This is a genomic window from Nonomuraea sp. NPDC051298, assembly GCF_055586305.1.
In genome coordinates, this window is the sequence record NZ_JBVJIM010000005.1 from 297,760 (window position 1) to 323,983 (window position 26,224).

Genomic DNA, 26,224 nt, shown 5'->3' on the forward strand with positions numbered 1-26,224 from the left:
TCGTGTCCATGCCCTTCGCGCCCCATTTCCCCGTCATGCTGCGAACCGAGGACGGGGTCCGCATCGACGCCGCGCACACCCCGCCGGCCGACGTGGACGCCCGTACGGGGCCCAGTGGGGAGACGCGGGCGCGGGCGGGCGTGGGCATCGTCGTGGCGCACGGCTTCACCGGCTCCTGGCGGGAGCGCACCGCGCGCCGCGTCGCGCACGTGCTGAGCGGCTACGGCGGCGTGGTGGCCTTCGACTTCCGCGGCCACGGCCGCTCCGGCGGCGAGACCACGGTGGGCGACCTGGAGATCCTCGACCTGGAGGCGGCGGTACGGCACGCCAGGATGGTCGGCTACGCCAAGATCGCGGTCGTGGGCTTCTCCATGGGGGCGGCGGTGGCCGTGCGCCACGCGGGGCTGATCGGCGGGGTCGACGCCGTGGTGGCGGTGAGCGGCCCGGCCCGCTGGTACTACCGGGGCACCAGGCCGATGCGGCAGGTGCACTGGGCCATCGAGCGGCCGTTCGGCCGGTTGGCCGCCAGGATGGCCAAGGGGACGAGGATCGCGCGGGGTCGGTGGGACCCGATCCCGGTGCCGCCGTACGAGGCCGCCGGGCTCGTCGCGCCGACGCCGCTGCTGATCGTGCACGGCGACGCGGACGCCTTCTTCCCGCTCGACCACGCCAACCAGCTCTATGCCGGCGCGCGGGAGCCGAAGGAGCTGTGGATCGAGCCCGGGTTCGGGCACGCGGAGTCGGCGGCGACGCCTGAACTGGTTCGCAGAATCGGCAAATGGATCTCTTCGAACTTTTCCTAGCGTAAAGACGTCTACCTAGGGCGGATGTATGAAATCCGCCGGGAGAAAGTCCCTGGGGAAGGAAACCGTCTTTGCGGTGGCCGTGGGACATACTGCTGTAGTAACCAGGCGGTTGCCCAGCGTCGCGGGGGCGCGCTGGGTGGCACATCCTGTGTTGACGGGGCCCCGCGGCACGTGCCGCGGGGCCCACGGTCGTCAAGCCTCGCCAGCTCAGCCGAGGCGGGCGATCGCCTTGTACTCCAGATAGCCGCTGAGGCCCTCGGGGCCCAGTTCGCGGCCGATGCCGCTGGCCTTGTAGCCGCCGAAGGGGGCGTTGGTCTCCAGCATGAAGCAGTTCACCCCGTACGTCCCCGTACGCACCTTGCGGGCCACCTCCATGCCGCGCTCGGCGTCGGCCGTCCAGACCGTGCCCGCCAGGCCGTAGTCGCTGTCGTTGGCGATCCGTACGGCGTCGGCCTCGTCCTCGTACGGGATCACCGCCAGCACCGGGCCGAAGATCTCCTCGCGGGCGATGCGCATGTCGTTGCCGACCCCCGCGAAGACCGTGGGCGCCACGTACCAGCCCTTGTCGTACGGCCGCTCCAGGCCGCCCACGACGACCTTGGCGCCCTCCTCCATGCCGATCCTGACATACCCCTCCACCCGCTCCTGCTGCCGCTGGGCCACCAGCGGGCCGATGCCGGTCGCCGGGTCGGCCGGGTCGCCGACGGGCTGGGAGCCGACCATGTTCGCGATCGCGTCCACGACCTCGTCGTAGCGCCGCCGCGAGGCCAGGATGCGGGTCTGCGCCACGCACGCCTGCCCGTTGTTCATGAGGGTGGCCATGGACAGGAAGCCCATGCTCGTGGCCAGGTCGGCGTCGTCCAGGATGATCGCGGCCGACTTGCCGCCCAGCTCCAGGCTGACCCGCTTGAGCTGCTCGCCGCAGATGGCCGCGATGCGCCGCCCGGCCGCCGTCGAGCCGGTGAAGGCCACCTTGTCCACGTCCTTGTGCGAGACGAGGTGCTCGCCCGCCTCGCGGCCCGCGGCCACGATGTTGAGCACGCCCGCCGGCACGCCGGCCTCGTGCGCCCACTCGGCCAGCAGGTACGCGTCCAGCGGCGTCTCCGGCGCCGGCTTGAGCACGATCGTGCAGCCGGCCAGCAGCGCCGGGGCGAGCTTGGTCATGGTGACGAACTGCGGCACGTTCCACGGCACCACGGCCGCCACCACGCCCACCGGCTCCCTGCGGACGGTGACCGGGCCGAACAGCCCGGGCCGCTCGTCCTCCTGCGCGAACGTCCTGCCCAGTTCGGCGTAGTACTGCAGCATGCCGAGCGGCTGCGGCGCCTGCGCGAGGTTGGAGAACGTGATCGGCGAGCCCATTTCCTCGGTGATGAGCTGGGCCATCTCGCCCTGCCGCTCGTTGTAGATCGCGGCCAGCCGGCCGATCACCTCGGCCCGCTCGGCGAACGTCATGTGCGGCCAGGGCCCGTGGTCGAACGCCGCACGGGCGGCGGCGACCGCGCGCTCCATGTCCTCGGCCGTGCCGTCGGGCACCCGGCCGACGACCTCCTCGGTGTGGGGGGAGATGACCTCAATCGTGCCGGTTCCCGCCGGGGCCACCCATTCGCCCCCGATGAACAGCTTGTCGTGCTGGCGCATGTCGCGAGCCTCCCGCTTGACCGAATGCTTGCTTGTTGCCGGTACGCCTCAAGGCGACCGAACCATGTTCTGTCCGGACACGCAAGAGGGGTGCGACGCGTGTCGCACCCCTCACCGGCGTCAGCGCGCCGGGCCTGTCACCGGCGTCAGCGCGGACCGCCGAGCAGGTGCCGCATGGAACGCTTGACCAGGTCCGTACGCTCCGCCTGGTCGCTCACGCTCTCCACACCGAACCCGAGGTAGACCGTGTCCTCGGTGACGATGCCGCCGCCCTCCTCGAACACCTGGTCCGTCCTGAACCAGTTGTTGATCGACGGCGAGGAGCCCTCTGGCGCCGCCGCGGCGGCCCAGCCGCCCAGGTCGGTCTCGAACGAGGTCGTCCCGGCCGCGGCGCCGTCCAGGGTGACGGTGGCGTCGTCGAGGAAGACGCCCGCGCCCTGGGTGCTCCAGTCGCTGACGTACGAGATCGACAGCTCCACCTGCTTGCCCGCGTACGGCGTCAGGTCGACCTTCCACTGCTGCCAGCCGTTCGAGTTGCCGGAGGCCGCGTGCCACGCGCCCGACGTGCCGGTCGGCTCGCAGTCCGCCCCCTGGTAACGCTGGGTGAACGGGTGGATCGTGCGCCAGCCGCCGCTGTTCTCGGCCAGGCAACTGACGCCGGTGTCCTGGGTGGTGTGCCCGTTGACGTCCGGCAGCGTGGTCCAGTCGTCGCCGCCCGCCGTGCGCGCCTCGACCGTCAGGAAGTCCCAGTCGGCCTCGGTGTCGTACGAGGTCCAGAACGACAGGTCGCCGGCGGACTTGCCGGTCAGGTCGACGGTCTTGGTCAGCCGCTTCCAGGAGACGTCGGAGATGCCGCTGTAGACGTCCCAGGAGCCGGTGTGCGGGTCGAACGGGCCGCCGGGCCGCGCCCACTTCACCTGCGCCGAACTGGCGAAGCGCGGGAACCGGTCGGCGGGCAGGATGGCCGAGGTGGCCACGAACGAGTTGGTGTGGCCGGGCTCGATCGTGGCGGCGAAGCCGTCGAACGCGCCGCCGTTGCCCCGCAGCCCGAACGGCTGCCCGGTGGAGTGGTCGGTGCCGGCGTCGTCGAAGAAGACGTACGCGCCCAGGTAGTACTGCTGGAAGTCGTTGAACACGGGGATGCAGGGCGGGTCGCCGGGCACCGTGCACTCGGGGTTCTCGGGCTGGTCGGGCTCGTAGTAGTAGGAGCCGTTGACGTTGGCCGCGTACGACGGGTACTTGCCGGCGTGCAGCAGCTTGCCGCCCTCGTTCAGGTAGTCGCGCACGGCCAGCTCGGTGTCCACGCCGGTCTTGGACGTGGTGCCCGCCACCTGGCCGGGCGAGCGGGGGATGATGTCGTCGCCGGTCTCCCAGACCACCGCCTTGTAGTGGCTGAGCACGCCCAGCGGGTGCGGGGCCGTGCGGCCCATCTTGTCCACGTCGTACACGTCGGAGCTGTAGCCGGCGGCCTGGAGGGCGGCGGCGTACTCGTCCGCGTACTTGGCCTCGGTGACGCCCTGTGCGGGGCTCAGGCCGGTGACGTCCTCGGCGGCCAGGACCAGCACCTTGCCGCCGATGTCCGAGGCGACCGTGTAGGTGAAGTCGGCGCTCTTCCTGCCGGCCGAGCCGAACCACACCTGCACCCGGTCGCCCGGCCGGGTTCCAGTGATCTTGCCGCGCAGCCGGTGGTAGTAGCGGTCGTAGCCCTTGCCGTAGCGCTCGCCGCCCTTCCACTCGCTGGTCGGGACGGTCTTCGTCCGGCCGCCGTTGACCCGGTAGCTCAGGAGGACCGGACCCAGCTTGCGCTTGGCGTTGACCTCGACGACCTGGTCCCTGCCATGGCTGGTCTCGAACGGGTCGAGCACGAAGTCGGGCGTCTTGTTGCCCAGGTGGCCGACCGGCTCGACCGGGTTGACGGCCGACTTCGCGACGTCGAGCGCGAAGGGCAGGTTCTTCTCGAACTCGGCCTGCACCAGGGCCTCGTCGTCGGGGAAGACGAAACCGCAGCCGTCGCAGCCCTCGTTCAGCTCGGGGGTCCAGGAGAGGGTCCCGTACCGGTTGTGCGCGTGGTCGTTGGTGTCGCCGTTGGTGGTGTACAGCTCGGCGCCGAGGTCGGGGTCGAAGCCGGGGACGGCGGGTGCGGCGTCGTCGCCGGTGAGCGCCTCGTAGATCGGGTTGTCGGCGGTCTCCGTGGCGATCTGGAAGCCGCTCGGGTAGAGCAGCAGCGGGCCGTAGGAGTGGTAGTTGAGCTGCATCTCGAAGCCGACGCGCCTGAGCAGGCCGTCCATGGCCCGCGTCTCGGGCTCGCTGGCCGGGCCGGTGCCGCGGTAGGTCTCGCTGCTGGGGATGCTCGACGAGCCTTCCTCGTCGTAGTGGAAGTTCGTGGGGAAGTTCCGGTTCGGGTCGACGCCGTCGCCGCGGGTGATCCGGCCGTCGCCGTCGTTGTCGCGCAGGTTCTTGCGCCACAGGCGGTTGCCCTCGGTGAAGGTGAAGTCGTACCCGTCGGGGTTGGCCACCGGCACGAACCACAGCTCGGTCCTGTTGAGCAGGTCCCTGAGCGCGCCCTTGTTCGCGACCACGTGCTTCAGCAGCCGCATGTCCACCTCGGTGGCGATCCACTCGCGGGCGTGCTGGGTGGCGGAGAACAGGGTGGCGGGCTTGAGGCCGTCGGGCAGCAGCCGGGCGCCCGTGCTGACCTTGACGGCCAGGATGTCCTGGCCCTTCAGCGACTTGCCGATCGACTGGAGCTCGACGACGTCCTTGTTGGCCTTCGCGATGGCCTTGAGCTGGTCGGCGATGCCGCCGGGCTCGGAGTAGGACTTGTAGACGGTGTACCCGCCGGCCGCCTGGGCGCCGGCCGCCTCGAGCTGGGTCTGGCCCTGTGGGTTGCGTACGGGCTGCGGCTTGTGGCCGAGCTTGTCCAGGACGTCGAGGTCCGCCTGCGCGGCGGTCAGCTCGATGTGCTCCTTGCCGCCCTCGGTCTGGTGCCGGACGACGTCGAAGCCCTTCTCCCTGAGCGCCTGCGCGGTGCCCGCGGGACTTTCCAGTTGGTACAGCTCGATGCGGTCGCGGGCCGGCAGCGGATCCACGGCCGCCCCGGCGGCGGTGGCCACCAGGGACGTGCCTAAGCCGAGGACGACGGCCGCGGCGAGGGTTAATGATCGAGACACGGTCTGCCCCTTCGCAGAGACGGAATCGATCGCCATCCCAGACCTTTGGAGCGATCTAGACAAGACCCAACTTTCCTCCTGTCCTAAGTTGGACAAATCCCTCAAAGTCTCTCCAAAGGTGCGCCAGTTCGGGCGTTCAGGTGACAGGGATCAAGATCATCTTCTATAGTTTCGGTCCGACTGTGAGGGGAGGGGGTGGGCGTGAGAATCTGGCGGTTCGCCGGTCTTGTCGCCGTCCTCGCCGGGCTGCTCGCACTGCCCGCCCCGTCTCCGGCGTCGGCCGCGCCCAGCCCGGCCGAGCTGCGCAAACTCACCAAGCAGGCGGCCAAGCTCGAAGAGCTCTACCGGGGCCAGATCCAGAGCCTGGAGGACATCAAGCTCCAGGCGAAGAAGGCCACCGACACCTCCGGCGCCCTGGAGGCGCAGCTCAAGGCCGCCCAAGCCGAGGTGAGCCGCATCGTCCAGACCTCCTACATGGTGGGCCCGCTCGACAACATGCAGCTCTTCGCGCCCAAGACCGAGCCGCACAAGCTGCTGGGCCAGGCCGCCAGCATGTCCTTCATGGCCGGCGAGCGGACGAAGCGCGTCGAGAACATCCAGAAGCTGATCGACAAGTCCAAAGAGGCCAAGCTCAACGCCAACGACAAGATCGAGAAGTTGCGCAAAGAGATCAAGGACATGCTGGCCAAGCGCAAGGACATCGAGAAGCTGCTCGCCAAGTACGGCTTCCAGCAGCCCGGCGGCGCCGAGGGCCTGACCCCCCGCATGATCTCGGTACGCGCGGAGATCATGGCGAACTTCCCCATGAAGTACGGCGTCGGCTGCCTGCGCCCCGGCGACCCCGGCGAGCACGGCAAGGGCCGGGCCTGCGACTTCATGATGTCCAGTGGCGGCACCATGGCCGGGGGCAACGACGGGGCCAACGGCGACGCGCTGGCCGCCTGGCTGATCAAGAACGGCGCCCGGATCGGCGTCATGTACATCATCTGGAAACAGCGCTACTACGACATCCGGTCAGGCGGCGGCTGGGACCCGATGTCCGACCGGGGCGGCGTGACCGCCAACCACTACGACCACGTTCACGTGTCGGTGTTCTGACCCGCGTCCCGACCGGCCTGCTGGGCCTCCAGGAAGCGCCGGTACCAGTGGTAGGAGCGCTTCGGGGTGCGGCGCTGGGTGGCGAAGTCCACGTGCACCAGGCCGAAGCGCTGGTGGTAGCCCTCGGCCCACTCGAAGTTGTCCAGCAGCGACCAGACGAAGTAGCCGCGTACGTCCACGCCCTCGGCCATGGCCTGCCGCATGGCGGCGATGTGCCGGTCGAGGAAGGCGATGCGGGCCTCGTCCGCGATCGTGCCGTCCGGCTCCTGGACGTCCGGCTGGGAGCAGCCGTTCTCGGTGATCAGGATCGGGGGCAGGGCGGCGCCGTAGCGGGCCTCGAGGCCCGTCAGCAGCTCGCGCAGGCCGTCGGGGACGACCGGCCAGCCGAAGGCCGTGGTGGGGTGGCCGGTGATGCCCGCGTCGGTGAAGGGGAGGCCCTCGTCGGTCGGGGCGGCGATCCGGGTGGGGTTGTAGTAGTTGATCCCCAGGGCGTCGATCGGGGTGGCGATGGTCGCCAGGTCGCCGTCCCTGACGAAGTCGAGGGGGCCGGTGTGCCCGGTGTACGCGGACAGGTCCGGATATCTGCCGAGCAGCACGGGGTCGTTGAAGAGGCGGTTGTGCAGCACGTCGTACGCGTCGGCGGCCCGCAGGTCGGCCTCCTCGCCCGAGGCGGGCCGGACGGGCGTGCAGTTGTTCGTGAGCGCCACCTGTCGGGCTCCGGCCGCCCTCAGCGCCTGCACGGCGCGGCCGTGGCCGAGCAACTGGTGGTGGGCGGCCGGCAGCGCGTCCGTCATGAGGAGGCGGCCGGGCGCGTGCAGGCCCATGGCGTAGCCGTAGGCCATGTGGACGAACGGCTCGTTCAGGGTGATCCAGAGCGGCACGCGGTCGGCCAGGCGGGCGGCGACCGTGGCGGCGTAGTCGGCGAACAGCCCGGGGACGTCGCGGCTCATCCAGCCGCCGCGCTCCTCCAGCGCCTGCGGCAGGTCCCAGTGGAACAGCGTCGGCACCGGCCGCACCCCGGCCGCCAGCAGCGCGTCGACCAGCCGGTCGTAGAAGTCCAGGCCCGGCCGGTTCACCTCGCCCGCGCCCAGCGGCAGCACGCGCGGCCAGGAGATCGAGAAGCGGTAGGCGTTCACGCCCAGGCCGACCATGAGCGCGACGTCCTCGCGCCAGCGGTGGTAGTGGTCGCAGGCCACGTCACCGGTGTGCCCGTCCCTGGTGCGGCCGGGCTCGCGGGCGAAGGTGTCCCAGATGGAGACGCCTCTGCCGGCCTCGTCCGTGGCTCCCTCGATCTGGTAGGCGGCCGTGGCCGTACCCCACAGGAACATGCGGCCTCCACTGCTATGCGAGTAAGGCTCATGTTATCGAAGGTCAAAGTCTCTGACTTGATCTCCTGGAAATACGCAAGGATGGGGTCATGACCAGTACGTTGCGCCGCCGCCCCGCCCAGCGCCGGAGCGTCGAGCGGGTTGAGCGGATGCTGGACGAGTGCGCGCTCCTGCTCGACGAGGTCGGCTACGAGGCGCTGACCACCAAGGAGGTCGCGCGCCGGGCCGGGGTGCCGATCGGCACGTTCTACCAGTTCTTCCACGACAAGCAGGGGCTGGTGCGGGCGCTGGCGCGGCGCAACCTCGAGGCGTTCCTCCAGCGGATCACCGCCCGCATTCCCGCCGCCGACCTGGAGCACTGGACCGACCTGGTCGACCTGGCCATCGACGAGTTCGTGGGCATGAAGCGCAGCACGCCCGGGTTCGCCGTGGTGGACTTCGGCGAGGTGCTGACCACCCCCGACGGCCCGGCGGTCGGGGGCAGCAGGTGGTCGCTCGACGACGCCCAGGAGAACAACGTCGTGGTGGCCGAGCGCCTGCGCGCCGTGTCGCTGGAGCTCCTCGACGCCCCCGCCGGCCCAGGGCTCGACCGGGCCCTGCTGGTGGCGGTCGAGGCCACGGACGCGGTGCTCAAGCTGGCCTTCCGGGCCGACCCGGCGGGCGATCCCGCGCTCATCGCCGAGTGCAAGCAGCTCGTCCACCGCTACCTGGCCGACCACCTGCCCTGAGCATCTGCCCAGCGCCTGTGCCTGTGCCGGGCGGCGGCTTCGCTCAGCGGGCGGCGTCCAGGCGGGCGCGCAGCTCGGTGTCCAGCTTGAGGTCCGCCGCGCCGATGGCCTCGTCGAGCTGCTCCATCCTCGTTACCCCCACGATGGGTACGATCCCGCCGGACATGAGCCAGGCCAGCACCACCTGGTTCGGGGTGGCCCCCAGCTCGTGCGCGACCTCGTGCAGCACGGCCAGGCGACGCTCGGTGCCGGGGTGGTCGTAGATCTCGGGGATGGGCCGGTCGGTCCGCGTGTACGCCCCGTACATCAGCGTGTTGTACGCCCACAGCGTCACGTCGGGCTCGGCGGCCAGGTAGTCGAGGTGGTCGTCCGTGACCAGCCGGTGCCCCGACTCGGCGGGCCGGGTGTCCGGGCGCGGGCGCAGATACGTGTGCCGGAGCTGCAGATACGTGTACGGTATCCACCCGCGCGCCGCCGAGACGTTCCTGGCCCGCTCCAGCCGCCAGGCGGGCAGGTTGCTGGCCCCGACGGCGCGGACCTTGCCCGCCCGCGCCAGCTCGTCGAACGCCCCCAGCGTCTCATCGAGGGGCACCGCGCGGTCCTCGATGTGCGACCAATAGACGTCGAGGTAGTCCGTTCCCAGCCGCCGGAGGCTGCCCTCGGCGGCCCTGGCGACGACGGCGGCCGACAGACCCTCCGCCGAGTCCAACGTGGTGTCACCGGGCACGGTGGGCCGCGCGCCGGCCTTCGTGCTGATGAAGACCTCGTCCCGGTTGCCGCGGGCGGCCAGCCACGCGCCGATGGCCAGCTCGCTCTCGTCGCCCGAGCGGCCCTCCACCCAGAACGGGTAGTTGTTGGCCGTGTCGAGCATGGTGCCGCCGGCCTCCGAGAACCGGTCGAGCAGGGCGAAGGTCTCCCGCGTGCCGACGGAGGTGCCGAACGGGATCGTGCCGAGTGCGATGTTCATGGGCAGACTGTGCGACCTGGAGCGCACTCCATGTCAAACGGTTGACCTGGAGTGGGGTCCAGGTGGGATCCTGAGGGGCGTGAGCGTGTACACACCCGCGGAGGTCGTCGAGGAGACCGGCTTCAGCCTCGACACCCTGCGCTACTACGAGAAGATCGGCCTGCTGGAGCGCATCGGCCGAAACTCGGCAGGCCAGCGCAGGTTCAGCGAGGCCGACGTCGGCTGGCTCGGCATGGTGCGCTGCCTGCGCGAGACGGGCATGCCGATCGCCACGATGCTGCGCTTCGCCGAGCTGGTACGCGCGGGCGACCACACGATCTCCGACCGCATCAAGCTCCTGGAGGAGCACGATCGGCAGGTCCAGGCCCAGATCGCGAACCTCGCCGAGCGCCAGAGCTACATCCAGCACAAGATTTCCTACTACCGCAACTTCCTCTAGCCGGGTCTTTGCGGCGAGGTTGTTAGACCTCGAATCATGGCCGGTTCGAGGGCGAGGTGGATCGACGTCCCGCTGTACCGCGTCGCGATCGTGTGCGCGGCGATGCTGTTCGCCCTGCTGGGGCACCTCACGCTCATCCAGACCTTCGGCTCGGGGTCGCTCAACGCCGACCGCCGCAACGAGCGCCCGCTGATCGCCAGGTTCGGCCACCCGCGCGGCGACATCCTCACCTACGACGGCACGTCCGTCGCCACCAGCCTGCCGACCGGCAAGGGCCCCTACCGCTACCGGCGCGTCTACGCGCACGGCGAGCCGTACGCGGCCGTCACCGGGCACATGTCGCTGTATCGCTCGACGGGCGTCGAGCGGGCGCTGGAGGCCGTGCTGTCCGGCGAGGACGCCAAGGTCAAGGTCAGGTCGCTGGTCAGGGACGGCGCCGTCGAGGGGGCCGACGTCCGGCTGACCGTGCGCGACCGGGTGCAGCAGGCGGCCTACCAGGGCCTCAGGTCCACCGGCGTCCCGGGGGCGGCCGTGGCCATCGACCCGGCGACCGGGGCGATCCTGGCGCTGGCCACCTACCCGGCGTACGACCCCAACGCCCTGGCCACCTTCGACCCGGCCCGATTGGAGGCGGCGGCCTCGCGGTTGCTCAGTGATCCCGCGAAGCCGCTGCTCAACCGGGCGCTGAACCGGCTCTATCCGCCGGGGTCGACGTTCAAGCTGGTCACCACGGCGGCGGCGCTGACGTCGGGCGAGTACACCCCGGCGGCCCTGGTGGACGCGCCCGCCCGGCTGCGGCTCCCCGGGACCTCGGCGTACGTGCGCGACGGGGGGTGCGGGACGGCCCGCCCGACGCTCGCGTACGCCTTCCACCTGTCCTGCGAGACCGCGTTCGCCGGGATCGGGCTGCAGCTCGGGCCGGACCTGCTGAGGGACCAGGCGGAGGCGTTCGGCTTCAACGCGCCGGAGCTGCGGGTCCCGCTGCCCGCGACGCCGAGCCGCTACCCGGTGGCCAGGGACCGGGCCCAGGCGGCGCTGGCGGCCATCGGGCACCAGGACAACCGGGCGACGCCGCTGATGGTGGCCATGCTGTCGGCGGCGGTGGCCAACGACGGGGTGCTGATGCGGCCGTACCTGGTGGAGGAGGTGCGGCTGCCGGACGGGTCGGTCATCGACCGGTCCGCGCCCGCGCGCTATCGCACCGCCGTACGGCCGGGGCCGGCCAGGTACCTGGCGGCGATGATGACGGTGGCGACGGAGGCCGAGGGCTCGGGGGCGGCGATCCCCGGCGTCCGTGTGGCCGTGAAGACCGCCACCTCGTCTCCGGCCGTCCCGGGGGCCGGGGAGAACGCGCTGGTCACGGCGTTCGCGCCGGCGCAGGCGCCCGAGGTGGCGGTAGGGGTGGTGCTGGAGCGCCCGGGTGACCGCGCGGACGCGGTCACCGCGATCGCCCGCGCCGTCATCGAGGCGGCGCTGGCCTGAGCCCTCATCGGCGAGGCCCTGGGCGCGGGCCGCCGGGCCGCTGTGGGGCGCGGTCGGTGGGGCGCAGGTTGATTTTGAGACTGGGCGCGAAGCGTAGTAGATGTCACACTCACAGTGATGCTGCGATTCGCCGACTTCAGCAACCTGCCCGCCGAGCCCAACGTGTTCGTGGGCCGGGAGTCAGACCTGGACGAGCTGGTCCACCTGATGTCCGTCTCACGTGCCGTGACCCTGTGCGGGGCGGGCGGCATCGGCAAGACCCGGCTGGCGCTGCGGCTGGCCGCCCGGCTGATGCCCGGCCATCCCGGCGGCGTGTGCCTGGTCGAGCTGGCCGACCTGGAGAAGGGCGAGCTGAGGGGACACGTCGCCGCCGCGCTGGGCATCGCGGGAGACCTGGTCGAGACGATCGGCGAGCGGCGGCTGCTCCTGCTGCTCGACAACTGCGAGCCGGTCGTGGGGGAGTGCGCCGAGCTGTGCCGTGACCTGCTGGGCGCCTGCCCGGGGGTGCGGGTGCTGGCCACCAGCCGCGAGCCGCTGCGCGTGCCGGGGGAGACGGTCTGGCGGGTGCCGCCGCTGTCGGTCGGCGGGCAGGAGAGCGAGGCGGTCCGCCTGTTCGTGGCCAGGGCGGGCGCCGCCGTGCCCGGGTTCGAGCTGACCGACGAGACGGGGCCGCTGGTCGCCGACCTGTGTCAGGCGCTCGACGGGCTGCCGCTGGCCGTCGAGCTGGCCGCGGCGATGGTCAGGGTCCTGTCCGTGGGGCAGCTCGTGGAGCGGCTCGATGACCGGTTCCGGCTGCTGGCGGGCGGCGCGCGTACGGCTCCGGCCCGGCACCGCACCCTGAGGGCCGCCGTCGACTGGAGCTACCGGCTGCTCACCCCGCAGGAGCGGCTGCTGTTGCGCCGTACGGCCACCTTCCGCTCCTCCTGGACGCTCGACCTGGTCGAGTCGGTGTGCTCCGGCCCTGGGCTGCCCGAGGAGGAGGTGCTGCCCCGGCTCTGCGACCTGGTGGACAAGTCGCTGATCGTGCTCGACGGGGAGATCGCCGGGCAGGCCCGCTACCGGCTGCTGGAGACCGTCCGCGAATACGCCCTGGAACAACTCGCCGCCTCGGGCGAGGAGGCCGAGCTGCGGCGCCGGCACCTGACGGCGCTGGCCGGGCTGGCGCACCGGTTCAAGGCGGGGCTGGCTCCGGGAGTGCGCACGTCGTGGCCCGTGATGGAGCGCCACGTCAACATCTTCGACGGGCTGAAGGCCGAGGTGAGCGCCGCCTGCGAGTGGTCGGTCGCCATCGGCGTGCCGGAGGCCGCGCTCGCCCTGCTCACCGACATCCGCTTCCTGCTGATCGGCAGCGGGCGCAAGCTCGACATGGCCGAGCGGCTCGACCGGCTGCTCGCCCTCGACTCGCCGCAGGTGCCGCGGGCGCTGCGCGGGCAGGCCACGATCCTGCGGGGCGAGCTGGCCCTGGCCGCCGGTGACTTCGAACCGGCCCTGCGGCACGTACGCGCCGGGCTCGAGCTGTGCGCCACGGCCGACGACGTGCAAGGGGAGGCCATGGGCACCATCGTGCTGGCCCAGCTCACTGGCGAGCTGGAGGCGCTGAACCGCGCGCTGGAGACGGCCAGGAGTTCGGGCGACCTCGTCCTCGAGTCGCTGGCGCAGGGCACGAGGGCACGCTACGGCCTGCACCAGGGCCGCCTGCGCGAGGCGCGGCGGGCCTTCCAGGAGGTGCTGTCGATCAGCGAGGAGCTCGACAACCACTACGGTCAGACCTTCGGCCACATCGGCCTGGCCCAGGTCGCCCGGCGCACGGGCGATCCGGACGCCGCCAAACGGCACTACGAGTCGGGGCTGCGCCTGCTGCGTCACGTGGACGCCCGCCAGCACATCGTGAGCTGCCTGGCCGGGCTCGGCCGGCTGGCGCTCGACCGGGGCGACCTGACCGAGGCCAGGGCCAGGCTCACCGAGGCGCTGGTGCTCAGCCGCGACGCGGGGCTGCGGGCGGGCATCGCCAGGCGGCTGGAGGCGTGGGCGGGCCTGGTCGCCGCCGAGGGCGACCACCGCCGGGCGGTCCTGCTGGTGGCGGCCTCGGTGGCGCTGGGCGGGCGGCAGCCGGACGCGCGTACCGAGCACGTGCTGCGGCCCGCCCGCGACCACCTGGGCGAGGCCGTCGTCGGGGTGCTGTGGGCGGAGGGCGGCCACCTGACCATCGACCAGGCGGTGGCCTGCGCCCTCGACGGCGACCTGCCCGAGCCGCCGCACGTGCCGGTCGTGCCGGTCAGCCGTGACAGCAAGCTCACCACCAGGGAACAGGAGATCGCCGAGCTGGTCGCGCGAGGGCTCAGCAACCGGGCGATAGCCGACGAACTGGTCATCAGCCCGGCCACCGTGGCCCGGCACGTGGCCAACATCCTGTCCAAGCTGGGCTTCTCCACGCGTACACAGATTGCCGCATGGGTGATAGGCAGCCGCTGAACGGCGCACCTCTCTACACATCTTGTGGCCCTGCCGCTTACATCGTCGAATGGCCATGTCAGCGCATGTGCCATGACCGTGTGCACGCCTAACGTTCTTCCTGTGATCGACCGCACCGCGCGTGATTCGCCCCCCATGCAGCGGGGCGCGGCGGCCGGTCACTCGGGGACGTCACGCGTCCGCACGGGGCTGGGCCTTCTCGGAGGGGTGGGGGCTCGGCTCCGGACGCGTGACAGCGGGCTCGAGTCGCGCAGGGCTCGGGCCCGCCCGCCCGGGAATGCACACCCGCCTACATACATCGGTGGATGCTCCGGCGCCCGGGCGGTCGTACGTTTGCGGGCATGAAGCCCACCGCCTCGACCACCGGCACCGTGATCCACGAAGTGTTCCGCCGGGCCTACGAGCGCGATGACCGTCCTGCGCTCATCGATCTGCGGGGCGGCCACGTCTACGGCTACCGCAGGCTGGTGACCGAGGTGACCAGGGCGGCGTCCGGGCTCGTGCGCAGGGGCGCCCGGCGCGACCAGGTCGTGGGGGTGCACGTCTCCACGGCGGGGGCGCAGACGCTGGCGGTGCACACGGTGGTGGCCGCCGGTGGGGTGGCGGCGCCGATCGAGCCGGGGCTGGGCGCGTACGAGATGGCGGCCTGGCTGCGTGAGTGCGACGCCCGCACCCTGATCACCACGCCCGACCTGGCCGAGACGGCGATCCTGGCGGCCGAGGAGTCGCGGGTGCGCCAGGTGGTCTCGCTGGGCTCGGCGCTCGACACGATCGACTTCCGCTGCCTGCTCGCGCTGGAGCCCACCGCGCTGCCCGCGCTCGACGCCAAGCGCCAGCACGCGCTCCTGCTGTCCGACGGCCGCCGCCTGTCCCACGCCGACCTGCTGGCCAGGATGGCCGAACTCGACCTCCCCGTACGCCTGGCCGAGTCGGACGTGGTGCTGACCACCTGGCTGCCCGACGGAGGATGCGACCTGCTCTCCGTGGTGGGCCTCGGGGTGTCGAAGGGCGCTCTGGTGGTCGCCGCCGGCAGCGGAGACCTGGCCGGCACCCGTCACGACTTCGGCGTCACCGTCGTGACGGGCCCGCACGGCACGCTGGAGCGCGTCGGCTGAGACGGGTGCGAAGACCTGCGGTTCCGCGCGACTATGCGGAGCTGTTACCGCCCATCCCTTGACGCACGCCCGCGAGAAGTGGGTTGATAGCCGTTGTTGACAACGTTGTCAAATCACCAACTTCGGGGGAGTTCGCGAAGGGATGGTGTGCGGATGCGACGGTGGGTAGCGGCCGTATCGATCACGATGGCGAGTGTGCTGGGCCTGGCAGCCTGCGGAGGCGGCGGCGGTGGCCAGACGGCCCAGCAGCCTTCCGCCGGTGGCGGCGGGAAGCAGCAGGTTGAGGTCTTCTCGTGGTGGACGGGCCCGGGTGAGGCCGACGGCCTGCAGGCGATGAGAAAGATCTTCGAGGACCAGAATCCGAACTTCACCTTCTTCGACGCCGCGGTGGCCGGTGGCTCGGGCGACAAGGCCAAGGCGCTGTTGCAGTCGAAGCTCCAGGCCAGCACCCCGCCCGACACGTTCCAGGGGCACGCGGGCGCCGAGTTGCAGGGCTACATCAAGGCGGGCAACCTCGAGGACCTGACCCCGCTGTACGACGAGCTGAAGCTCAAGGACGTCTTCCCCGCGCAGCTCGTCGAGCAGATCAGCGTCGACGGCAAGATCTACTCCGTGCCGGTGAACATCCACCGCTCGAACGTCCTGTGGTTCAACCCGGCGGTGCTCAAGGAGGCCGGCGTCGCGGGCGCGCCCAAGACGATCGAGGAGTTCGTCGCGGCCCTGGAGAAGGTCAAGGCCACGGGCAAGATCCCGCTGTCCATCGGGTCGGAGTGGACCGTCACCCACCTGCTGGAGAGCGTGCTGCTCGGCACGCTCGGCGCCGACGCGTACAACGCGCTGTTCAAGCCGGGCGCCGACTGGAACAGCGCGCAGGTGACCACGGCGCTGGAGAACTTCGCCAAGATCATGTCGTACGCGGGCGACCCGCAGGACGACTGGCAGCCCGCCGCCAAGCAGGTGGCCGACGGCGAGGCGGCGTTCAACGTCATGGGCGACTGGGCGTACGGCTACTTCCACAACCCGCCGCAGGGCGGTCTGGGCAAGACCTCGAAGCAGGACTTCGACTGGGCGCCGTCGCCCGGCACCGACGGCTCGTACCTGTGGCTGTCCGACAGCTTCACCCTGCCCAAGGGCGCGAAGAACCGTGACGGGGCGATGGCCTGGCTGAAGGTGGCCGCCAGCAAGGAGGGCCAGGACGCCTTCAACCCCAAGAAGGGCTCGATCCCCGCCCGCAAGGACGCCGACCAGGCGCTCTACACCGACTACCTGGCCGACGCGCTGAAGGACTGGTCGAGCGACAAGCTGGCCGGGTCCATCCAGCACGGCGTCGCCGTGAACCAGCCGTGGCTGGCCGCGATCAACGAGGCGGTCGGGCTGTACCTCGGCAGCAAGGACGTCAAGGCGTTGCAGCAGGGGCTGGCCGACGCGGCCGCGGCCAACGCCCAATAACCGCCCGACAACGGCAAGGAGGGACGCGGCGGGCGCGAGTACGCCCGCCGCGGCCCGTGGGAGGTAATGCTTGTGAGGCGGGCACGTACGTGGCTGCCCGGACTCCTCCTCGTGGCGCCGTCGATCATCCTGATCGGCGTCTTCGTGTACGGCCTGCTGGGCTGGAACTTCCACCTGGCCATGACCGACAAGCACGATGAGGTGTCCGAGGGGAAGTTCGTGGGGCTGCGGAACTTCGTGGACCTGTGGGACCAGCCCCGGTGGCACATCTCGGTCAACCACGCGATCGTGTTCACGGTCGTCTTCGTGCTGGGGGCGCTGCTGCTCGGGTGGCTGCTGGCGTTCCTCATGGAGAAGGGGATCAGGGGCGAGGCGACGTTCCGGGCGATCTACCTGTTCCCGATGGCCATCTCGTTCGTGGCGACCGGCATCGTGTGGCGGTGGCTGATGAACTCGGGGACGGGGGAGCGGGCGGTCGGGCTCAACCGGCTGTTCGACTGGATCGGGCTGCCGCAGTGGCAGTGGTTCCGGGATCCGGACTGGGGGATGGCCGCGATGGCGCTGCCGGCCGTCTGGCAGATGTCCGGATATGTCATGGCGCTGTTTCTGGCGGGGTTCCGCGGCGTGCCCGAGGAGCTGCGGGAGGCCGCGCGGGTGGACGGCTGCACCGAGTGGGGCGTCTACCGCCACGTGGTGCTGCCGCTGCTGCGGCCGGTCACGCTGTCCGCGCTGATCATCCTGGGGCACATCTCGCTCAAGGTGTTCGACCTGATCGTCGCCGTGTCCGGCAAGCAGATCATCACGGACGTGCCCGCGGTGTTCATGTGGGTGGCGGTCTTCGACTCGCACGATCCGGCCAAGGGGGCCACGATCGCGTCCTACATCGTGCTCAGCGTGGCGATCTTCGTGATCCCGTACCTGATCTGGTCCGTGCGTAAGGAGAGGCGCTCATGACGGCGGTGGCCGGGCGCAGGTCCGCGGCCTTCGCGTGGACGCGGTTCGTGCTGCTGATCCTGTTCGTGCTGGTCTTCCTCATCCCGATCTACGTGCTGCTGGCCACCAGCTTCAAGCCGCTCACGGAGGCGGACGCGGGCCAGGCGTGGAACCTGCCGCAGACGTGGACCACCGAGGCGTGGCAGGTGGCCTGGGAGAAGCTGGCGCCTGGGCTGTGGAACAGCGTGCTGCTGGCGGTGCCCGGGGCGCTGCTGTCGTGCGCGCTGGGCTCCATGAACGGCTACGTGCTGTCCAAGTGGCGCTTCCCCGGGGCGGACGTGCTGTTCACGCTGTTCCTGTTCGGGATGTTCATCCCGTACCAGGGGGTGATGATCCCGCTGGTGCAGCTCCTGGTGGGCCTGAACGAGCTGACCGGGCTGCAGGGCGTCTTCTACGGCGGCATCCCGGGCCTGGTGCTGGCGCACGTCGTGTACGGCATCCCGATCTGCACGCTGATCTTCCGCAACTACTACGTGACCATCCCCGACGAGCTGATCGAGGCGTCGCGGGTCGACGGGGCCGGCATGTTGCGGGCGTACTGGTCGGTGGTGCTGCCGGTGTCCGGGCCCGCGATCGCCGTGGTGATCATCTGGCAGTTCACCTCGCTGTGGAACGACTTCCTCTTCGCCGTCTTCCTGACCGGGCCGACGAGCTGGCCCACGACCGTGATGCTGAACAACATCGCCGGTGCGCAGGCCACCCCGTACAGCCAGCAGATGGCGGCGGCGATCCTGGCCTCGATCCCGACGATGCTGATCTACGTGCTGCTGGGCCGGTTCTTCATGCGCGGACTCATGGCCGGAGCGCTGAAGGGGTAGCCCGGGGCAGGTCAGGGAGTGGCGGCGTGGGCGAGGGGCTCGCCGCGCACGTAGCGGGCCACGTCGGCGGCCACGATCGAGGCCGCCTTCTGCGCGGTCTCCTTGCTGGCCCCGGCCAGGTGGGGGGTCATGACCAGGTTCGGCGTCGTGAGCAGGCGGGAGCCCGGCGGGATGGGCTCCTCGGGGAAGACGTCCATCGCGGCGCCGAACAACTGGCCCGACTCCAGCGCGTCGCACAGGGCGTCGTAGTCGAGCAGCGCGCCCCTGGCGCAGTTGACCAGGACCGAGCCCCTGGGCATGGCGGCGATCTGGGCGCCGCCGATCATCCCGGCGGTCTCCGGGGTGGCCCGCGCGTGCAGGGACACGAACTTGGAGCGTTCGAGCAGCTCGGGCAGCTCGACGCTGTTGGGCGCGGCCACGTACGGGTCGTGGATCAGGACGTCCGCGCCGAACCCGGCCAGCATGCGGGCCACCCGGCGGCCGATGGCGCCGTAGCCGACCAGGCCGACCGTGTTGCCCTCCAGTTCGGGGCCGACGTTGTCGTACTTGTAGTAGTCGCCCCGCCACACGCCCCCGGCCAGGTCGGCGTGGGTCTGGGGGACGCGGCGGGTGGCGGCCAGCAGCATGGCGAGCGTGTGCTCGGCGGTGGCCACCGCGTTGCGACCCGGCGCGAACGTCACCGCCACCCCGGCCTGCGCGGCGGCCTCCAGGTTGGCGTTGACCGGCCCGCCCCGGCTCACGCAGAACAGCCGCAGGTCGGGCGAGGCGTCCAGGACGCGCTTGGTCAGGGGCGCCATCTGGGTCACGCAGACTTCGACGCCGCGCAGCGCCTCGATCAGCTCGTCCTCCACGTCGGAAGCCTCGTCCACCTCGCCCACCCGGCCGAACGGCACGACCGGCCACGGCAGCGTCAGCTCACGGATGTCCACCTCTCCGGGGACCTCGCGCCTGAGGGCGTCGATCAGCAGGCGGTTCAGGACGAAGTGGTCACCTGCGGCCAGGACTCGGATGGTCAACGAACGGCTCCAATCGGGGAGTTGTACTGCAAGATCGCCACCTGCGCGAGATCGGGCCCCGTCAGGCGCAGCTCGGTCAGCGCGCAGTTGTCCAGGCGCGGGAACAACCGCCGGTACCGGCCGAGCGGCACCCCGATGAGCCGGCACAGGGCCAGCCTGATGGCGGTGGTGTGGGCGACCACCAGCACGCGTCCCGCGGGGTGCGCGGCGGCGATGCCGTGCAGCGCGGCCACGAACCGTTCGGCGGCCAGGTGCGGGTCCTCGCCGCCCGGCAGCGGGTGGGCGACGGGGTCGGCCTCGAACGCCGCGCGGGCCTCGGGGAAGCGGGCCGTCATCTCGGCGGCGGTGAGGCCCTCGCCCTCGCCGAAGTTCAGCTCGCGCAGCCGGGCGTCGGTCCCCACCGGCAGGCCGGCCCTGGCGGCGGCGGCCTCGGCGGTGATCCGGGCGCGGCTGAGCGTGGAGGCCCACACGGCGGTGAGGTCCGCCCTCGCGGCCCAGCCGGCGAGCCGGTCGGCCTGCTCGTGACCGCGCGGGGTCAGCGCCACGTCGCTGGTCCCTGCGTAGCGGTTCTCGGCGTGCCAGACGGTCTCGCCGTGGCGGACGAGCACCAGGTCGGTCATCGGGCGGTCCTCTCGCGGGCGTGGGCGGCGGCTCGCGCGTCGAGCCAGCCGCGTTCCTCCAACTCGGCGACGAAACGCAGGTACGGCTCCCGCAGGTCGGCCCCCGACGGTTGCACCACCGCGCGGGTCCTGATCATCCGGGCCGGGTCGCCACCCGCCAGGACGGCCATGCCCAGGGCGGGCTCGGCGTTCTCCCGCAGCGTCACGGGCCGCCGCAGCACGTCGGCCCTGAGCCCGGTCCAGTACGCGCTCCTGGTCGCCCCGCCGGTCAGGATGACCTCCCCGTCCACGGGGGCGCCGAGCAGGTCGAGGTAGTCGAAGCACAGGCGTTCGACGAAGGCCGCGCCGAGCAGGATGGCGGCGTACCGCTCGACGTCGTCGGCCGGGTCGCCGAGCGTGAAGGACTCGGCGGCGGGGGCGGCGAAGGGGAACCGCTCGCCGCGCGACACCAGCGGGTAGGTGACGGCGGGCGCAGGGCCCTGGCGGGCGGCGGCCCGCTCACTCAGCGCGCGGGCGGCGGCCCGCTCACTGGACGCGCGGGCGGCGGCCTGCTCGCTCAGCGCGTCGAGGTCGCGGCCCGGCAGGTCGCGGGACAGCACGCCGGCGCCCGTGCTGGACGCGCCGCCCGGCAGCCAGGAGCCGTCGGGGGCACGGTGGGAGTAGACCACGCCGAGGGGGTCGTGGATCAGCTCCTTCGTGACGCCCTTCAGCACCAGCGTCGTGCCGAGCACCGAGTTCCAGCTCCCCACCTGCTGCGCGCCCGCGCCGAGCTGGGCCGCGCAGCCGTCCGTGGTGCCCGCGATCACCGGGGTCCCCGCGGGCAGGCCGGTCTCCTCGGCCGCCGCCGCGCACACCGTGCCCAGCCGGGTGCCGGGGCGTACGACCTCGGGCAGGATCCGCGCGGGCACGCCCAGCGCGTCGAACACCTCCAGCGGCCAGCGCTCCTCGATCAGGTCGACGCCGGTCTTGAGCGCGTTGCTCAGGTCGGTGGCCACCTCGTGCCCGGTCAGCCGCCGGTTGACGAAGTCGCTCTGGTGGGCCGCGCGGGCGTCCTGCGGGGCGTCGCGCAGCAGCCACAGCAGCTTGGGCAGCGCCCAGTTGGGCTGCATGCGGCGGTAGCCGAGCCGCTCCCACACGGCCGCGCCCACCTCGTTGACCCGCTCGGCGTCCGCGCGGCGGTCGTCGTACATGAGGGCGGGGGTCAGCGGGTTGCCCCGGGAGTCGGTCAGCAGGATCGTTCCACTGGTGGCGTCCACCGCCACGCCCTCGACCCGTTCGCCCGGGGGCAGGTCGCGCAGCGCCTCGCGGGTCGCGGCGGCCAGCTCGCGCCACCACTGCTCGGGGTCCTGCTCGTGGCGGGGGCCGTCGCGGTGGCTGGTCAGGGGTCGGCTCCCGGAGCCGAGCACCCTGCCGTCCCCCGCGACGGCCAGCGCGCGTACGCTCTGCGTCCCGAGGTCGATGCCGATCCACACGCTCATGTACGGCCCCTCAGGTCGCCCAGCAGCGGCCACGTGACCGCGGTGCCGCCGCGCAGGGTCAGGAAGTCGGTGAAGAGACGGTCGTAGAAGGCCCGGCGGGCCGGGTCGGGCTCGACCGCGTCGCGCAGGCGTACGTGCTCGGCCGCCGCCGCGGCGACGGACGGCGCGGCCCCCGTGGCGGCCAGCCCCACCAGGTACGCCCCCCGCGCCCCCACCTCGGAGTCGGCGGAGCGGCGTACGGGCAGGCCGGTGACGTCGGTGATCAGCCCGAGCCAGGCGTCGTTGGCCGAGCCGCCCCCGGACACCCGCAGCTCGGTCGGCGTCGCGCCGGTGGCCACCAGGCAGTCGCGGATGACCATGGTGAGCCCTTCCAGCACCGCCCTGGCGACCTGTTCGCGGCCGTGCTCGAACGACATGCCCAGCAGCGCCCCGCGCGCCAGGGGGTCGGAGAACGGCGCCCGCTCACCGGCCGGCGACAGGTACGGCAGGAACGCCAGCCCGCCCGCCCCCGGCCTGCTCAGCAGGGCCAGCTCGCCCAGCTCGGCGGGGGAGGACAGCCCCAGCAGCCGGCACGTCCACTGCACCACCTCGGTGCCCGCGAACGTGGGGAAGGCCCGCAGGTAGCCGCCGGGCAGCGCGATCGTGATGCCGGTCGGCTCGCCGTCCAGGCCGGGGGACTCGACGAGGACCTCGGTGCAGAGCGTGGTGCCGAGGATGGCGCACGCCTGCCCCGGCGCCACCGCGCCCGCGCCCAGCGCCGTCGCCGCGATGTCGTACGGGGCCATCACCACCGGCGTCCCGGCCGCCAGGCCCAGCGCGGTGGCGGCCTGCGGAGTCAGCGCGGCGACCGGGCACGGGCGGATCGGCGGGAGCAGCCGCCCGGTGTCCTCCAGGCCGAACAGGGCGAGCAGTTCCGCCGAGTACGCCCGCGTCCGCAGGTCCATGAACGGCGCCGAGGCGTCGGACTCGTCGGCGACCAGCTCTCCGGTCATCCGGGCGAAGATCCAGCCGCCGCAGGTCAGCATGGCGTGCGACCGTTCGAGCCGGGCGGGGTCGTTGGCGCGCAGCCAGGTCAGGATGGCGTGCGGCAGCCCGGAGGCCGCCGAGGAGCCGTTGAGCCGGAAGGCCGCCGCGGGCAGCCCTTCGCGGGTCCAGTCGTCCACGATCGAGGCGGCCCTGGCGTCGTTCCACAGGATCGCCGGGCCGGTCGGCCCGCCGTCGGCGTCCACCAGCCAGCAGCCGTCGCCCTGGGCCGTGACGGCCACGAACTCGGCGCCGCCCACCTGGGCCGCGACCTCGCGCACCGTGGCGGCCACCGCGTCCCAGACGGCGCCCATGTCCTGCTCGGCGTGGCCGGGCGCGGGCCTGGACACGACGGTCGCCCGGCGCGCCACGGCCGCCTCCGCGCCCGTGGCGTCGTAACCGACCGCCTTGATGACCGTGGTCCCCGCGTCCACGCAGATGATCGCCATCAGGCCCTTCCTGATGAGGTCCGCGACCGGCGCGACACGGAGTCGACGATCACGGCGAGCAGCAGCACCGCTCCCGTGACCACGAACCGGATCGAGGAGTCCAGGTTGAGCAGGGTCAGCCCGCTGGAGATCGACTGGATCACGATGATGCCGAGCAGCGCGCCGAAGGCGGTGCCGCGCCCGCCGAACAGGCTCGTTCCGCCGATCACGGCCGCCGCGATCGCGTTGAGGTTGACGTCGCCCGAGCCGCTGCTCTGGTTGGCCGCCGCCAGCCGGGCCGCGGCCAGGATGCCGCCGACCGCGGCCAGACTGGAGCAGAGCACGAACACGGAGGTGTAGATCGCCCGGACGTTGATGCCCGCCCGGCGCGCGGCCTCCACGTTGCCGCCCACGGCGTAGACGGCCCGGCCCCACTTCGTCCGCGACAGCAGGTAGTGCATGATCAGCACCAGCGCCACGAAGAAGACGAACATCCAGCCCACGCCCCGGGTCTGCCCCAGGTACCACACCACGAACGCCAGCACCGCCAGCAGCGCCACGCTCCTGACCACCAGGGTGGAGACGCTCCTGGCCGACAGCCCTGCCTTGCGCCGCTCCTGTGCGTACAGGTAGCCGCTGACGAACAGCCACACGGCGGCGACGACCGCGAACGTGTAGGACAACCACGCCGGTACGAAGTCGAGCTGCGCGAAGTTCACCAGCCCCGAGTCGAACGGCAGGTTGATCGACCCCTTGGTGCCCAGCACGTAGAGCTGGAGCCCGAGGAAGGCCAGCAGCCCGGCCAGGGTGATGACGAAGCTCGGCACCCCGAACCGGTTGAAGAGCTGCCCGTACAGCCAGCCGATGACCGCACCCATGATCACCGCGGCGCCGACGGCCAGCCAGACCGGCAGCCCCTCGCTCACGAACAGCACGGCCAGCACCGCCCCCGACAGCCCGCTCACCGAGCCGACGGACAGGTCGATCTGCCCCACCAGCAGCACGCACACGATGCCGAGCGCGATGATGCCGACGGCGGCGGACTCCAGCGTGAGGTTCACCAGGTTCGCGCTGGACAGGAAGATCGGGTTGAGGATCTGGAACACCGACCAGATGACCACGAGCCCCACGACGACGGGGATGACGCCCAGGTCGCCGCCGCGGGCCCGGTCGACCACGTCGGCGAGCGCGCCGCGCAGGCCCTCGCGGTTCTGGAGCCGCTCGTCCTGGCGGTCGCTCGTCAATGTGCTCACGCGGGCTGTCCCTTCTGCGCCGCCCGCCGGGAGACCACGTTGTCGGTGGCGCCGGTGATGGCGGCGACGATGTCCTCGGTGGAGACCTGGTCCACGTCGAACACCCCGTTGTTACGGCCGAGCCGCAGCACCGCCACCTTGTCGGCGACGGCCTTCACGTCGGCCATGTTGTGGCTGATCATGATGACGCCCAGGCCGTTCTCGCGCAGCCGTTCGACGAGGTTGAGCACCTCGGCGGTCTGGGCCACGCCGAGGGCGGCGGTGGGCTCGTCCAGGATGATGATCTTGGGGTCGCCGAGCAGCGACCTGGCGATGGCCACGGTCTGCCGCTGGCCGCCCGACAGCGCCGCGACCGGCACCCGTACGCTGGGGATCTTGGCGGAGAGCTGGCGGAGCAGCTCCCACGACCGGGTCTCCATGGCCACCTCGTTGAGCCGCAGCGGGCGCAGCTCGTGGCCGAGGAAGAGGTTCTGGATGACGTTGAGGTTCTCGCAGAGCGCCAGGTCCTGGAAGACGGTGGCGATGCCGAGCTTGTGGGCGGCGGCGGGGGCCGGGATCTCGACCTCGCGGCCCTCGAACGTGATCGTGCCCGAGTCCGGCGCGTGCACCCCGGAGAGGATCTTCACCAGGGTGGACTTGCCCGCGCCGTTGTCTCCCACGATGGCCACGACCTGGCCGGCGTCCACGTCGAGTTCGATGTCGGTGAGTGCGGCCACCGCGCCGAAGGTCTTGCTGATTCCGCGCAGGGACAGGACGCTCATTACTTGATACCGAGCTCGCCGCAGCCCTTGGCGTACTCGCCGGTGCAGACGTCGGCGGCCTTCATGATGCCGCTGTCGAAGAGCACCTGTTTGATGTTGTCCTTGGTCACGACCGTGGGCACGAACAGCTCGGACGGCGTGTTGTACAGCGTGGCCTTGCCCCCGGGCTTCTTGCCCTGCATGAACTCCCACGCCACGTTCGCCGACGCCTCGGCCACGATCTTGATGGGTTTGGAGATCGTGTTGAACTGGTCGCCCGCGATGATGCGCTGGGCGGCGGCGGTCTCGGCGTCGTTGCCGGTGATCGGCGGCACCTTCACGCCCGCGGCCTTGAACGCGGAGATCGAGCCGCCGCCGGTGCCGTCGTTGGCCGCGACCACGCCGACGATCTTGTCCTTGAACTGGGTGATCTGGCCGCTGACCCACGACTGCGCCAGTTCGGGCTGCCAGCCGGGGGTGTCGTACTCGGCCAGCAGCTCGAACCCGCTCGAGTCCACCGCGCTGTGGATGCCCTTCTTGATCAGTCCGGCCGCCGCGTCCGTCGGCGAGCCGTTGACCTGGAGGATGCCGCCCTCCGCCTGCTCGGCCTTGAGGTGGTCGACCAGGGACTGGGCGATCATCGCGCCGATCTTCTCGTTGTCGAACGAGACGTAGTAGTCGGCGGGGGTGGCCGGAATGGGCCGGTCGTAGGCGATGATCGGCACCTGTTGGGCCTGGGCGGACTTGACGATGGTGGCCGCGGCGGCGGAGTCGACCGGGTCGAGCACGATGGCCTTGACGCCCTGGGCGAGCGCGGAGTTGGCCTGCTGCTGCTGCTTGGCGGCGTCGGAGTCGGCGTTCTGGTAGATGACCTGGCAGCTCTGGCAGAGCTGCTTCATCCTGGCCTCGAACAGCGGCTTGTCCTGCAGCTCGTAGCGGGTGGAGGCGAGGTCGGGCATGAGGAAGGCGACCTTGGCGTTCTGCAGGTCACCACCGTCTCCGGAGGCGCCGGAGCCGCACGCGACCAGCACCGAGCCGGCGAGCAGTGCCACTGCGGCGAAGGCCGAGGTTCGCATATTAGCTCTGTTCACGGGTTTTCTTCCTCACTCACGCCGGGTTTCCGAACGCACGTTGCCCCCGAATCGGGGACGCCCTCACAC

21 protein-coding genes are annotated in these 26,224 nt (G+C 71.5%); 10 read left to right on the forward strand and 11 right to left on the reverse strand.

Going from position 1 to position 26,224, the window contains the following annotated elements; genetic code table 11:
• Nucleotides 1-8: 8 nt before the first annotated feature.
• Nucleotides 9-803, forward strand: coding sequence for an alpha/beta hydrolase (locus ACZ6S0_RS18335; protein ID WP_465918679.1), 795 nt, complete (start codon nt 9-11; stop codon nt 801-803).
• 210 nt (nt 804-1,013) lie between these two features.
• Here ACZ6S0_RS18335 and ACZ6S0_RS18340 read toward each other — a convergent pair whose 3' ends face one another.
• A complete protein-coding gene (locus ACZ6S0_RS18340; RefSeq protein WP_465918681.1) occupies nt 1,014-2,447 on the reverse strand; it encodes an aldehyde dehydrogenase in 1,434 nt (477 codons plus the stop codon).
• A 146-nt stretch (nt 2,448-2,593) separates the two neighbouring features.
• The gene (locus ACZ6S0_RS18345; RefSeq protein WP_465918683.1) at nt 2,594-5,617 is read right to left on the reverse strand and encodes a M14 family metallopeptidase; all 3,024 of its coding nucleotides are present in this window, start codon (nt 5,615-5,617) and stop codon (nt 2,594-2,596) included.
• A 201-nt stretch (nt 5,618-5,818) separates the two neighbouring features.
• Between ACZ6S0_RS18345 and ACZ6S0_RS18350 the strand changes: the two genes are divergently transcribed.
• Entirely contained in the window at nt 5,819-6,715 is an 897-nt protein-coding gene (locus ACZ6S0_RS18350) for a VldE C-terminal domain-containing protein (protein ID WP_465918687.1), read from the forward strand.
• Here the strand turns inward: ACZ6S0_RS18350 and ACZ6S0_RS18355 are convergent.
• A complete protein-coding gene (locus ACZ6S0_RS18355; protein ID WP_465918688.1) occupies nt 6,697-8,043 on the reverse strand; it encodes a GH1 family beta-glucosidase in 1,347 nt (448 codons plus the stop codon). The two genes, ACZ6S0_RS18350 and ACZ6S0_RS18355, sit on opposite strands and share 19 nt — an antisense overlap.
• An 89-nt stretch (nt 8,044-8,132) precedes the next feature.
• Between ACZ6S0_RS18355 and ACZ6S0_RS18360 the strand changes: the two genes are divergently transcribed.
• A complete protein-coding gene (locus tag ACZ6S0_RS18360; protein ID WP_344881564.1) occupies nt 8,133-8,771 on the forward strand; it encodes a TetR/AcrR family transcriptional regulator in 639 nt (212 codons plus the stop codon).
• A 43-nt stretch (nt 8,772-8,814) separates the two neighbouring features.
• On the opposite strand, the gene ACZ6S0_RS18365 is transcribed toward ACZ6S0_RS18360, so the two are convergent.
• Entirely contained in the window at nt 8,815-9,738 is a 924-nt protein-coding gene (locus ACZ6S0_RS18365; RefSeq protein ID WP_465918691.1) for an aldo/keto reductase, read from the reverse strand.
• 79 nt (nt 9,739-9,817) lie between these two features.
• Here ACZ6S0_RS18365 and ACZ6S0_RS18370 point away from each other — a divergent pair, with 79 nt between their 5' ends.
• The 7 genes from ACZ6S0_RS18370 (at nt 9,818) to ACZ6S0_RS18400 (ending at nt 18,506) form a co-directional block, all read left to right on the forward strand.
• A complete protein-coding gene (locus ACZ6S0_RS18370) occupies nt 9,818-10,177 on the forward strand; it encodes a MerR family transcriptional regulator (protein WP_465918693.1) in 360 nt (119 codons plus the stop codon).
• 36 nt (nt 10,178-10,213) lie between these two features.
• Nucleotides 10,214-11,659 (forward strand): penicillin-binding transpeptidase domain-containing protein, encoded by a 1,446-nt coding sequence (locus ACZ6S0_RS18375; protein ID WP_465918697.1) that lies wholly within the window; start codon nt 10,214-10,216, stop codon nt 11,657-11,659.
• A 117-nt stretch (nt 11,660-11,776) separates the two neighbouring features.
• Nucleotides 11,777-14,131 (forward strand): ATP-binding protein, encoded by a 2,355-nt coding sequence (locus tag ACZ6S0_RS18380; protein WP_465918700.1) that lies wholly within the window; start codon nt 11,777-11,779, stop codon nt 14,129-14,131.
• 341 nt (nt 14,132-14,472) lie between these two features.
• Nucleotides 14,473-15,246, forward strand: coding sequence for an AMP-binding protein (locus ACZ6S0_RS18385; RefSeq protein ID WP_465918702.1), 774 nt, complete (start codon nt 14,473-14,475; stop codon nt 15,244-15,246).
• A 153-nt stretch (nt 15,247-15,399) separates the two neighbouring features.
• On the forward strand, nt 15,400-16,695 hold the full coding sequence (locus ACZ6S0_RS18390; protein ID WP_465918703.1) for an ABC transporter substrate-binding protein: 1,296 nt from the start codon (nt 15,400-15,402) through the stop codon (nt 16,693-16,695).
• Nucleotides 16,696-16,761: 66 nt separating this feature from the next.
• Complete coding sequence (locus tag ACZ6S0_RS18395; RefSeq protein ID WP_465918705.1) at nt 16,762-17,649, forward strand: carbohydrate ABC transporter permease; 888 nt, start codon at nt 16,762-16,764, stop codon at nt 17,647-17,649.
• A complete protein-coding gene (locus tag ACZ6S0_RS18400) occupies nt 17,646-18,506 on the forward strand; it encodes a carbohydrate ABC transporter permease (RefSeq protein ID WP_465918706.1) in 861 nt (286 codons plus the stop codon). Before ACZ6S0_RS18395 ends, ACZ6S0_RS18400 begins: the two co-directional genes overlap by 4 nt.
• An 11-nt stretch (nt 18,507-18,517) precedes the next feature.
• Here the strand turns inward: ACZ6S0_RS18400 and ACZ6S0_RS18405 are convergent, their stop codons facing one another.
• From ACZ6S0_RS18405 to ACZ6S0_RS18435, 7 genes are read right to left on the reverse strand one after another with little or no spacing between them, the layout of a single operon-like run.
• Nucleotides 18,518-19,522 carry a 2-hydroxyacid dehydrogenase gene (locus tag ACZ6S0_RS18405; RefSeq protein ID WP_465918710.1) on the reverse strand — a complete coding sequence of 335 codons (1,005 nt, stop codon included), beginning with the start codon at nt 19,520-19,522 and terminating at the stop codon, nt 18,518-18,520.
• Nucleotides 19,519-20,142 carry a histidine phosphatase family protein gene (locus tag ACZ6S0_RS18410; RefSeq protein WP_465918714.1) on the reverse strand — a complete coding sequence of 208 codons (624 nt, stop codon included), beginning with the start codon at nt 20,140-20,142 and terminating at the stop codon, nt 19,519-19,521. The genes ACZ6S0_RS18405 and ACZ6S0_RS18410 overlap by 4 nt, the downstream gene beginning before the upstream one ends.
• Nucleotides 20,139-21,620: an FGGY-family carbohydrate kinase gene (locus tag ACZ6S0_RS18415; protein ID WP_465918717.1), complete on the reverse strand. Its 1,482-nt coding sequence runs from the start codon at nt 21,618-21,620 to the stop codon at nt 20,139-20,141. Before ACZ6S0_RS18415 ends, ACZ6S0_RS18410 begins: the two co-directional genes overlap by 4 nt.
• Nucleotides 21,617-23,092: an FGGY family carbohydrate kinase gene (locus ACZ6S0_RS18420; RefSeq protein WP_465918721.1), complete on the reverse strand. Its 1,476-nt coding sequence runs from the start codon at nt 23,090-23,092 to the stop codon at nt 21,617-21,619. The genes ACZ6S0_RS18415 and ACZ6S0_RS18420 overlap by 4 nt, the downstream gene beginning before the upstream one ends.
• Nucleotides 23,092-24,324, reverse strand: a complete 1,233-nt coding sequence (locus ACZ6S0_RS18425) for a sugar ABC transporter permease (protein ID WP_465918724.1) — start codon at nt 24,322-24,324, stop codon at nt 23,092-23,094. The genes ACZ6S0_RS18420 and ACZ6S0_RS18425 overlap by 1 nt, the downstream gene beginning before the upstream one ends.
• Nucleotides 24,321-25,085: an ATP-binding cassette domain-containing protein gene (locus tag ACZ6S0_RS18430; protein ID WP_465918727.1), complete on the reverse strand. Its 765-nt coding sequence runs from the start codon at nt 25,083-25,085 to the stop codon at nt 24,321-24,323. The genes ACZ6S0_RS18425 and ACZ6S0_RS18430 overlap by 4 nt, the downstream gene beginning before the upstream one ends.
• Nucleotides 25,085-26,140, reverse strand: coding sequence for an ABC transporter substrate-binding protein (locus ACZ6S0_RS18435; protein WP_465918731.1), 1,056 nt, complete (start codon nt 26,138-26,140; stop codon nt 25,085-25,087). Before ACZ6S0_RS18435 ends, ACZ6S0_RS18430 begins: the two co-directional genes overlap by 1 nt.
• Nucleotides 26,141-26,224: the final 84 nt, after the last annotated feature.